Below are 10,085 nucleotides of genomic sequence, written 5' to 3'. Positions count from 1 at the left end.
CACTCCCACCACCCGCGAGAGGCTAGGCCGCCCGCCCCCCGTGGCCCGCCCGGCAGCGCACGGGTACTTGCCCGGGAGCGCACAGTCGCGTCACCCGTCAGGCCCGAGTCGGCTCGCACGTGTCGGGGGCACCACGGACGATGGCTGCAAGCCCACCGTTCTGGAGGAACGCATGCATGCCCCTTCCCGCGTCCGGATCCGCAGGCCGCGCCGATACGGCGTGCCCTCCGTCCTCATGGTGTGCTTCCTGGCGTCCGTCGCGCTGGCCGGCTGTGGCGGTGGTGGGGGTTCCGGCTCGGCGGTGAGCAGGACGCCGAGCACGCCGAACACGGCGTCGTTCTCCGGGACGATGCCCCCGGCCCTGGCCTCCTCGGCCTCCGCGGCCATCTCCTCCGCGCGTGCCTCGGTCTCCGCGGCCGCCTCCTCCGCGGCCGCGCGCGCCTCGGAGTTCGAGGCGTCGGTGTCGGCGGAGAGCGCCCGGCGGACGGCGACCGCCCAGAAGGTACTCCAGGGCGTGAGCGGCCAGGGCAACGCGCTGTCCGACGTCGGCATGACCGGCATGCCCAAGGCACAGACCGGGGGTGTCCTCGCCGTCCTGGTCACCATCACCAACAAGACCAGCCACAAGGCGTCCTACGCCGTTCAGATCGACTTCGAGGACAGCAAGCACCACGTCGTGGAGACCAGGTACACGGGGGCGGAGAACCTCGAACCCGGGGAGAAGAACCAGCCCATCGTGTTCAGCCAGAAGTCGGGCGAGCCTCCGCTGACGCCCCGACTGGCCAAGGCCCAGCGCTACTGAGGCCCGGTCGCCGGTGCGGCGGTCACCCCTCAGGCCGAGGGCTTCCGAAGCCGAGTGCCGCCTCCGGTGCTCGCCTCGCCACCCCGCCTCGGCCGGGTTCCGGGCATGGTGGATCATGATGTCGTGACCGGATCCGGCGCCCGGCGCGATGTGACGGCACTCCGGTGGTGCGGTCCACGAGGGCGGGGCGGGTCCCGCGAGGGAGAGGGCGGACGCGAAGTGGAAAGCGACCGATCGGCGGCGCACCCGCTGCCGTACAGCACGTACCGGCAGGCGATCGAGCGGGAGACGGCGCGGCTGGCCGAGGTGGTCCGGGGCGTGGACCCGACCATGCCGGTGCCCTCCTGCCCCGGCTGGACCGTCGCCGACCTCACCCGCCACGTCGGCAGCCTGCAACGCTGGTTCTGCGCCCTGCTGTCCCGGCTGGTGCAGGAGCCACCGCGCAGCCGGGAAGTCGAACTCGGGCTGCCGGACGACGCGGGGGAGTACCCGCGCTGGGTGGAGGCGGGCGTCCCGCAGGTGGCCGCAGTGCTGGAGGCCACGGACCCGCTGGCCCCCATGTGGGCCTGGGGCGAGGACCAGCACGCCCGGTTCTGGGCCCGCAGGATGCTGTTCGAGACGCTGGTGCACCGGGTCGACGCGGAGCTGACCCTCGGCCACGAGTCCCCCGTCGATCCTGAACTGGCGGCCGACGGAGTCGACGAGTTCCTCGTCAACCTGCGGCACGCGCATCTCTTCGCCCCCGCGGTTGCCGACCTGAAGGGCGACGGCGAGACCATCGTGTTCCAGTGCGCCGAGGCCGCCACCGGCACCACCGGTGCCGCCGCGACCGGCCCCGGCACCGGTGAGGAGTGGCGGGTCCGGCTGGACGCGGACGGCTTCCGGCTGCTGGACCGGGCGGAGGCTGCCGCCGACACCGCGTCGCCGGACGCGCGGACCACGGTGCGGGGCGAGGCCGCCGACCTCCTGCTCCTGCTGTACGGGCGCCGCTCCTACCAGGACAGCGCCTTCGAGGTGACCGGGCGGTCCGAGACGCTGGACCGCTGGTTCGCCCACACCGCTTTCTGAGCCGCCCGCTCCGCCCGGCCGAGAACCAGACCTGCCGGGCGTACCTGACCGGTCGACATACGCCGCGACACCAGGTTTCGTTCGCGGACCTCCGGTGATGTGTGAGTGGTCAGAGGCAGGTTCAGAGGAGAAACACGGGGAGGACATCGTGGCGATGAAGGTCCTGCTGGTCGACGATTCCGACGGAGTGCGCCGGGCCGTCGGGGACGTCCTGCGACGCAACGGCTTCGAGGTGACCGAGGCGGTCGACGGCGGGGCCGCGCTGGACCTCGTCGCCGCGCAGGGGACCTACGACGTGATCATCACCGACATCGGGGTTCCGGAGGTGGACGGCATCTCGCTCATCCGCGAGACACGCAAGGACGAGCGCTACGCGTCCACGCCCATCATCGTGCTGACCGAGAAGCCGGAGCCGTCCCAGGTGGACGAGAGCGAGGCGGCCGGCGCCACGGGCCTGCTGGCCAAGCCGTTCGGCGACGCACAACTGCTCGCCGAACTCGGCAGGGTACTGGGCTGAACCCGTACTTCGGGGGTGGCCGAGTCGGCTGGTGAGGGGAGTGTGGGAGTCGGGCCGCGCACCCTTCGGCCGGCCGACGACTGGACCGGCGTCCGCGCCGCACACGAGCGGGCCGCCGCGTCGGTCCGGCGGATCGCCGCCGGGCGTGCACCGCGCGGCCCGTCCGCGGCCGGTTGCGAGTGCGCCGCGGCCGAGCGCCGCCGCGGCGCCTTCGAGACGTTCCCGGACGTGTGGGCGTGCCGTTCCGACGTAAGCGTCGATCAGGGCCCGGGTCGAGGAACGTTCGCCGGCCCCGGGCGCCCCAGCCGTCAGCGGGTGCGCAGGCCCGCCGTGGTGGCGCCGGTGCGGGCGCGCAGCAGTGCGCGCAGGGTGGCGGCGTGCTCGTACCCCACCTTCCGGGCGATGCTCTCCAGGGACAGGTCAGTGGTCCGCAGCAGATGCGTTGCCTGTTCGACGCGCAGGTCCTGGACGAACCGTACGGGCGTGGTGTTCAGCACCCGGCGGACCGTGCGCTGGAGCGTGCGTTCGCTGACACCGAGGGCACGCGCGGCCTCGGCCAGGCTGTTCGGCGCGTCCAGGTGCCGGCGCGCCCAGTGCTCGAACGCGGCGATCAGCGGGTCGCTCTGCGCCAAGGCGCTCGGGATGGTGTACGCGGACTGCGAGGGACGCTCGTCCACGACCAGGTAGCGGGCGACCAGATCGGCCAGGGCGGGACTCGCCGTCCGTACGACGGCGAGCGCCAGATCGACGTGGCCGAAGGCGGCACCCGCCGTGGTCACCCCCTGCGCCGCGGTCACCATGCTGCTCTCGTCGAGCACGACCGCCGGGTAACGGCGGCGGAAGACGGGCGCGAGCCACCAGGTGGTCGTCGCGCGGCGGCCGTCCAGGACGCCCGACTCGGCGAGCAGGAAGGTACCCGTGCAGGCCGAGGCCACGGGCGCGTCCCGGCCCCGGTGGTCGGCGACCAGCTCCCGCACCTCGGCCAGACCGGCGCCGCCGACCCGCTCCAGCAGCGCCTCGGGCCTGCGCTCGGCGAGTGCGGGCACGAGGAGCAGTTCCGTACCGTTCGTCGACCCCGCGGGCTCCGCCGTGACCAGGTGCCCGGCACCGGTGCGCACCTGCGGAGTGAAAGCGATCGTCCGGACGTTCCAGGCGGGCGGCGGCTGGGGCAGTTCGCCGCGCATGGCGTTGGCCGCCTCCAGCACGTCCAGAGCCGCGCAGAGCCCCGAGTCGAACACGCCGTCGTACACGAGTACGGAGACATCCATGTCGGGAACGGTATCAGAGCTGTCGTTTCCGACACTGGGATCGAGCCCGTCGGCGACCTAGCGTGGGTGGTGTCCCCGGTGCCGCAGGGCACCGCACCGAGCCGAAGGAAGTCCCGTCATGATGAACAACATCGGCCTGCTGGCCCGCATCGAGGCCAAGCCCGAGTACGCCGACGACATCGCGCGGATGCTGACCGAGGCCGTGCACCTCGCCGAGGAGGAGAAGCGGACCGTGACCTGGTTCGCCTTCCGGGAGGACGCCACCACCTTCGGTGTCTTCGACACCTTCGAGGACGACGAGGACCGCACGGAACACCTGCGCGGACGGATCGCCGCCGCGCTCATGGGAGCCGCGGACACCATGCTCGCCTCCGCTCCCGACATCCGTCCGGTCGACCTGCTCGCGGTCAAGCTGCCCTGAGACAACGCCGAGGACCCCAGAACCGCGAGAACGAGAACGACGAGAAGAACACGGAGATCCACCGACCATGACATCAACGCCCTCCGTCGCGGCGACGCACACGACGGCCTCGCGTGAGGCGGCCCCCGGCGTCCGCTCGCGTACCCACACGTGGGAGCCGCCCACCAGCTACACCGACGGCGCCGGCCGCTCGGGTCTGGAGGTGCTCCGGATGTGCGTCGAGGGCCGGTTTCCCCAGGCACCGATCTGCGGGACGCTCGGCTTCCGGCTCGTGGCGGCGGAGCACGGCCGGGCCGTCTTCGTGGGCGAACCCGCCGAGCACCTGCTCAACCCCATGGGTACGGTGCACGGCGGGTTCCTCGCCACGCTCCTCGACTCGGCCCTCGGCAGCGCCGTGATGTCGACACTCCCCGTGGGGCGCGCCTACACCACGATCCAGCTCGGCGTGAACATGGTGCGCCCCGTCTTCGCCGACACACCGAGCCTGCGCTGCGAGGGCACCGTGATCCACGCGGGCCGGACCACCGCGACGGCCGAGGCCAGGGTCACCGGCTCCACGGACGGGAAGCTCTACGCCCACGCGACCACCACGTGTGCGATCTTCCCGATGACGTGACGGAGTTCCGCGTCGGCCGGGCGCGTGCCTGCCACCAGTCGCGAGCCGCGAGCTGCCAGCCGCCAGCAGCCGGCCGTCCGCCGCGAGCCGCCAGCAGCCGGCCGTCCGCCGCGAGCCGCCAGCAGCCGGCCGTCCGCCACCAGGTGTCAGCTGTCCGCTGTGAAGGTGTAGCTTCCGGCGGGCAGGTGATAGCTCGCGGGACCGGCCGGGACGGCCTGGGCGGGGGCGACGACGGACCCAGGCCGGGAGGTGGGCACGGTGACGGCCGCGAAGGTGTTGACCGGCACGGTGACGTCCAGCCGCAGTTGCCCGCCGGAGACCGACCAACTGCTGGTCGCGCTGCCGTAGGGAGTGTCGTAGGCGCTGCGCGCGGAGGTCAGGCCGCCCCCGGGGCGTGGTGCGATGCGGAGGGAGGCGTAACCCGGGGCGGCCGGAGCCAGCCCGCCGACGTGGCGGTAGAGGAAGTCGCCGACCGAACCGAGACCGTAGTGGTTGAACGAGTTCATGCCCGGGTCGTTGAACGAGCCGTCGGTGCGGATGCCGTCCCAGCGCTCCCAGATCGTGGTCGCCCCGTGCTCGATCATGTAGCCCCAGCCGGGGAAGCTCCGCTGGAGCAGGACCTGGTACGCGGCGTCGGCGTGCCCGTGGTCGGCCAGTACCGGCAGCAGGTTCTCGACGCCGAGGAAGCCCACGCTGAGGTGCCCGTTCGTGGCGGCGACCTTCGCGGCCAGCTTGTCCGCGGCCGGCTGGACCAGGGACGCGGGAAGCAACTCGAAGGCCAGGGCCAGCACATAGCCGGTCTGGGTGTTGCCGCGGACGGTGCCGTCGTCCGCCACGAAGCGTGCGGTGAAGGCCGCCGCCACCTGGTCGGCCAGCCGCCCGTACGAAGTGGCCTCCGAGGTGCGGCCGGTGGCCGCCGCCATGCGCGCGACGAGCCGCGCCGACCATGCGAAGTACGCGGTGCAGATCAGGTTCTGGGCCGTGTTGTCGTTGACGTTGAGCCAGTCGCCGAAGGTCTGCTGATCGCGGATCAGGTCGCCTCCGGCGGTGCCTTGCAGATAGTCGACCCAGCGCGCCATCGCCGTGAAGTGCCGGTCCACGACGTCGACATCGCCGAACCGCTGCCAGATCGTGTACGGGACGATCACTCCGGCGTCACCCCAACCGGCTGTTCCGGAGCCACTGATCACGGCGGGTGCGACATCGGTGAAGGCACCGTTGGCCTGCTGGGCGTCCGTCAGGTCGTCGGCGAACTTGGCGAGGAAGGCGTGGGTGTCCAGGTTGAAGGTGGACGTCGCGCAGAAGGCGGCGATGTCGCCCGTCCAGCCGAGCCGTTCGTCGCGCTGGGGGCAGTCGGTCGGAATCGACAGCATGTTGCCGCGCTCGCCCCACACGATGTTGTGCTGGAGCTGGTCGACCAGCGCGTTCGAGGTGTCGAACGTGCCGGGCTGTGCGGCGTCCGTCCACATCGCGCGGCCGGTGACGGTGTCGGCGTCCGGCCGCAACCCGTCCGGGAGGCCGGTGAGTTCGACGTAGCGGAAGCCGTGGACGGTGAAGCGTGGCTCGTACGTCTCGGTGTGCCCGGTGCCCGCGAGGGTGAAGCGGTCGGTGGCCTGCGCGGCGCGCAGGTTGGTGGTGTAGAGCGTGCCGTCCGGGTTCAGGACCTCGCCGTGCCGCACCGTCACCGTGGTGCCCGCGTCGCCGCTGAGCGCGATGCGGTTGCGGCCGGTGAAGTTCTGTCCCATGTCGAAGATCCACACCCCGGGTTGCGGCTGGGTGATCGCCACGGGACGGAACTCGTGCTGGACGGTGACGCCGTTGTCCACCTGGGCGACGAGGTGCGGTGCGGTTCCGTCGCGGACGGCCGCCGACGCCCAGCCGCCGTCGTCGAAATCGGCGTCGTCCCAGCCGTCGATGTGCAGACGGGCGTCGTACGCCTCGCCGTTGTACAGGTCGTCCGCCCGGATGGCACCCGTGCCGACCTTCCAGTCGCCGTCCGTGGTGACCGACTGGGTGGTGCCGTCGGCGAAGGTGATGTGCAGTTGGGCTGCGTACCAGGGCTGGGTCCCGTAGTGCTGACTGCCGGCGAAGCCGAGGCTGCCGGAGTACCAGCCGTTGCCCAGCCAGGCGGCGAGTGCGTTCGTGCCCTGCCGGAGCTGCGCGGTGACGTCGAAGACCCGGTACTGCACGCGCTTGGCGTAGTCGGTCCAGCCGGGAGCGAGGACGTCGTCGCCGATCCGCGTACCGTTGAGCCTGGTCTCGTGGAGTCCGAGCGCGGTGGTCAGCAGCCGCGCCGAGGCCACCCGCTTGCCCACGGTGAACCGTCCGCGCAGGAGCGGCGCCGGGCGCACGATCCGCACGTTCGACCCCCACGGCCCGCCGCCGTACGGGGCGGCCGCGCGCGCCGCGGGCCACCGGCCGTCGTCGAACCCGGGGGCCTGCCAGCCGGACGGCGCGTCCTGGGACGACTTCCACGCCGTGTCGGTGACGACCGTCGGGCCGCCCGCCACCGTCAGTTTGGCCAGCAGTCCGGCCGGGGACTGGCTGGTGTTCCGGCAGGCGACGGCGATCGTGTTCGATCCGGCCGTGAGGTGCCCGGTGACGTCGACCAGGGCCGCGCCCTTCCACGAGTCGGTCACCCGCGGCGAGGTGCTCACCAACGTGCCGTTGATCCAGACGTCCGCGGTGTCGTCCCCGGTGACGACGAGGCCGGCGCCGGTGGGCGCACCGGCCAGGGAGAAGGAACGGCGGAAGCAGCGGGTACCGGCGGGCACGCCGGCCGCCGGGTCGCCCTCGGGGTACCAGATCCACCCGGCACCTGACAGGTCGGGCCCCGCCGGCAGGCCGATGAACGCGGCGCGCCACTCGTCGGCCGCCGCGAGCAGCCCGGTCTCGAACCACTGCGGCGTGCTCCACGGGCTCACCCGGCCCTGGGTGTCCCAGACGCGCACCCGCCAGAAACAGCGGGTCAGGCTCGCCAGGCGTCGGCCGGCGTAGGCGATGTCGATCTGCCGGTCGGACGGCACCTGGCCGCTGTCCCACAGGTCGCCCGTGCCGTCGGCCGCGGACGACACCTGGAGCTGGTAGGCCGCCTGTCGCTGCTGCCGTGCCGTGGAGTCCAGCCGCCAGCCGAACCGGGGCTGAGCCGAGTCGATCCCGAGCGGGTTGGTGCGGTGCTCGACGGTGCAGGCGGCCACGCTCAGCGGCGACGGCGTCGTCACGTCGGGCGCGGTGACCCGGGTGTACCAGGGGGCGGTCCCGTAGGTGCCGAGGTCACGGGCGGCGGGCCAGGTGCCGTCGCCGAAGCCGGGCTGCTCCCAGCCCGCGGGCACGTCCTTGCCCGCCGACCAGCCGCTGCCGGTGACGATATCCGTCGTGCCGCCGCCGGCCACGACGCGCACGCGCCCGAGGACGCCGGCCGGGCCGCCCTGGTTGCGGCAGGCGAGCGCGAGGGTGTTGGTGCCCGGTGTCAGGGCGGCCCGCAGATCCACGTACAGGGCGTCGCGCCAGGAGTCGGCGACCCGGGGGGAACCGGCCAGGGGCTTGCCGTTGAGCCACACGTCGACCGTGTCGTCACCGGTGACGACGAGCTGGGCGTCGGTCACCGCGCCGTCGGCGACGGTGAAACTCGTGCGGAAGTAGCGGTGCCCGGTGGGCGCGTCGGTGCGCGGATCGCCTTCCGGATACCAGATCCAGTGCGCTGTCGACAGGCCGACGGGCTGTGTGTGCGGCGCGCGGGCCGCCGCCTGGGCCCGGCCGGAGAGCGCGCCCACCGTGCCCGCGGCGAGGGCGCCCGCCGCCAGCGCCGACGCCGTACCGAGGAAGTGGCGCCGGCTGAACGGAGGTTGAGCGCCGGGCGTGGAGGGCGTGGAGGGCGTGGGGGGAGTGGGGGGTGTGGGGGATGAGGTCGGGCTGGCCAACGGAGTTCTCCTTCACACAGGGCGGGCGAAGCAGGACGGAGCGGCTGAACAGGGCGGAGTGGCCTGTACATGACGTGAGAACATGACATGAGCTGGTTAATGAAACGATTCAATTCATCAATGCGGTCGCAACGTACGGGAGTTGAGGGAGCGGGTCAAGGGGGCTGGCGTTGGGTCAGTTAACCGTAAAGAGTCTTGACAGTGAGATTGGTCTAGTCCAAATATGAGCCCCTGGTCGAGCAGCCCACTTCGCCACGGGAGCTTCAATGAGACGATCTCGCCTTCTGCACGCCCTGCTCTCCGGTGTGACCGCGACCGCCCTGTCGGCCGGGCTGGTCGCCCTCGCCGGGAGCGGCGCGCACGCCTCCTCGCAGACTTCTGCGTACGCCGGCAGACCGATGCCCGCGCACGTGACGGCGCCGTACGTCGAGACGTGGACCGGTGAGAGCCCGGCGGCGCTCGCCGCGCAGTCCGGCAACAGGTACCTGACGATGGCCTTCCTCCAGACACCCGCTGCGGGCTCGTGCACCGCGTACTGGAACGGCAGCACGAGCCGGCCGATCGCCAAGGAGACCTTCGGCGCTGACATCGCCGCGCTCCAGTCCCGGGGCGGCAACGCCATCCCGTCCTTCGGCGGTTACAGCGCCGACACGACGGGCACCGAACTCGCCGATTCCTGCACCAGTGTCGACGCCATCGCCGCGGTCTACGAGAACCTGTCCAAGACCTATGGCGTCACCCGGATCGACCTCGACATCGAGGCCGACTCCATCACCGACAGCGCCGGGATCGACCGCCGCAACAAGGCCGTCGCCAAGGCCGAGCGCTGGGCCGAACGCACCGGCCGCGAGCTGCAGTTCTCCTACACGCTGCCGACGACGAACACCGGTCTCGCGCCCAGCGGTGTGGCGCTGCTGCAGAACGCCGTCGACAACCACACCCGCGTGGACGTCGTCAACATCATGGCCTTCGACTACTGGGACGGCGCCCAGCACGACATGGCGGCCGACACCAGGAGCGCCGCCGCCGGACTCCACGACCAGCTCGCCGCCCTGTACCCGAAGCAGCACGCCGGCAAGCTGTGGGGCATGATCGGTGTGACCGAGATGCCCGGCATCGACGACTACGGCCCCCAGGAGACCTTCACCACCGGCGACGCGGTCGAGGTGGAGAAGTGGGCCGTGCGGAAGGGCATCGACACACTGTCCTTCTGGGCGCTCCAGCGGGACAACGGCGGCTGCGTCGGCACCGCCGGTGCCAACTCCTGCTCCGGGATCGCCCAGGACACCTGGTACTTCAGCCACACCTTCGAGCCCTTCACCCGGGGCCATCACTCCCGGTGACGGCCGGGCGGTGAGCCGGGGCGGGAACCGGCCCGGTTCCCGCGTCGCGGTGCCGGCGCCCCGGTGGACCGGCGCGCCGACATCGCTCCCGTGACGGGACATGGGCCCGGCGATGAGTTTTCCTGGTCCC

Annotated in this window: 8 protein-coding genes; 6 read left to right on the top strand and 2 right to left on the bottom strand. The window is 72.1% G+C overall.

The features are described from left to right. The first annotated feature begins 172 nt into the window (after positions 1-172). The 3 genes from V7E45_RS16205 to V7E45_RS16195 all read left to right on the top strand — a co-directional run bounded on the left by V7E45_RS16205 (position 173) and on the right by V7E45_RS16195 (position 2,387). Positions 173-802: a hypothetical protein gene (locus tag V7E45_RS16205; RefSeq protein ID WP_333774867.1), complete on the top strand. Its 630-nt coding sequence runs from the start codon at positions 173-175 to the stop codon at positions 800-802. A gap of 219 nt (positions 803-1,021) precedes the next feature. Beyond that, positions 1,022-1,870 (top strand): maleylpyruvate isomerase family mycothiol-dependent enzyme, encoded by an 849-nt coding sequence (locus tag V7E45_RS16200; protein ID WP_333774866.1) that lies wholly within the window; start codon positions 1,022-1,024, stop codon positions 1,868-1,870. Positions 1,871-2,024: 154 nt separating this feature from the next. Beyond that, positions 2,025-2,387 (top strand): response regulator, encoded by a 363-nt coding sequence (locus V7E45_RS16195; RefSeq protein ID WP_333774870.1) that lies wholly within the window; start codon positions 2,025-2,027, stop codon positions 2,385-2,387. Between the two features lie 308 nt (positions 2,388-2,695). Here the strand turns inward: V7E45_RS16195 and V7E45_RS16190 are convergent, their stop codons facing one another. Further along, positions 2,696-3,655 carry a GlxA family transcriptional regulator gene (locus tag V7E45_RS16190; RefSeq protein ID WP_333774865.1) on the bottom strand — a complete coding sequence of 320 codons (960 nt, stop codon included), beginning with the start codon at positions 3,653-3,655 and terminating at the stop codon, positions 2,696-2,698. Between the two features lie 118 nt (positions 3,656-3,773). Between V7E45_RS16190 and V7E45_RS16185 the strand changes: the two genes are divergently transcribed. Together V7E45_RS16185 and V7E45_RS16180 are read left to right on the top strand one after the other, a co-directional pair. Continuing rightward, positions 3,774-4,076, top strand: coding sequence for a putative quinol monooxygenase (locus V7E45_RS16185; protein ID WP_333774864.1), 303 nt, complete (start codon positions 3,774-3,776; stop codon positions 4,074-4,076). A 67-nt stretch (positions 4,077-4,143) separates the two neighbouring features. Continuing rightward, the gene (locus V7E45_RS16180; RefSeq protein WP_333774863.1) at positions 4,144-4,692 is read left to right on the top strand and encodes a PaaI family thioesterase; all 549 of its coding nucleotides are present in this window, start codon (positions 4,144-4,146) and stop codon (positions 4,690-4,692) included. Positions 4,693-4,838: 146 nt separating this feature from the next. Here the strand turns inward: V7E45_RS16180 and V7E45_RS16175 are convergent, their stop codons facing one another. Continuing rightward, positions 4,839-8,612, bottom strand: coding sequence for a family 78 glycoside hydrolase catalytic domain (locus V7E45_RS16175; protein ID WP_333774862.1), 3,774 nt, complete (start codon positions 8,610-8,612; stop codon positions 4,839-4,841). Positions 8,613-8,878: 266 nt separating this feature from the next. Here V7E45_RS16175 and V7E45_RS16170 point away from each other — a divergent pair, with 266 nt between their 5' ends. Beyond that, on the top strand, positions 8,879-9,955 hold the full coding sequence (locus V7E45_RS16170; protein WP_333774861.1) for a chitinase: 1,077 nt from the start codon (positions 8,879-8,881) through the stop codon (positions 9,953-9,955). The last annotated feature ends 130 nt before the right edge of the window (positions 9,956-10,085 follow it).

This window comes from Streptomyces sp. IBSBF 3136, from assembly GCF_036815105.1.
GTDB lineage: Bacteria > Actinomycetota > Actinomycetes > Streptomycetales > Streptomycetaceae > Streptomyces.
This window is presented reverse-complemented; position numbering and strand designations above follow the sequence as displayed.

Excerpts from the sequence above, each read along its gene's own strand:
- V7E45_RS16190 (WP_333774865.1), bottom strand. The coding sequence starts at position 3,655 with ATGGATGTCTCCGTACTCGTGTACGACGGCGTGTTCGACTCGGGGCTC.
- V7E45_RS16180 (WP_333774863.1), top strand. The coding sequence starts at position 4,144 with ATGACATCAACGCCCTCCGTCGCGGCGACGCACACGACGGCCTCGCGT.
- V7E45_RS16195 (WP_333774870.1), top strand. The coding sequence starts at position 2,025 with ATGAAGGTCCTGCTGGTCGACGATTCCGACGGAGTGCGCCGGGCCGTC.
- V7E45_RS16170 (WP_333774861.1), top strand. The coding sequence starts at position 8,879 with ATGAGACGATCTCGCCTTCTGCACGCCCTGCTCTCCGGTGTGACCGCG.
- V7E45_RS16205 (WP_333774867.1), top strand. The coding sequence starts at position 173 with ATGCATGCCCCTTCCCGCGTCCGGATCCGCAGGCCGCGCCGATACGGC.
- V7E45_RS16185 (WP_333774864.1), top strand. The coding sequence starts at position 3,774 with ATGATGAACAACATCGGCCTGCTGGCCCGCATCGAGGCCAAGCCCGAG.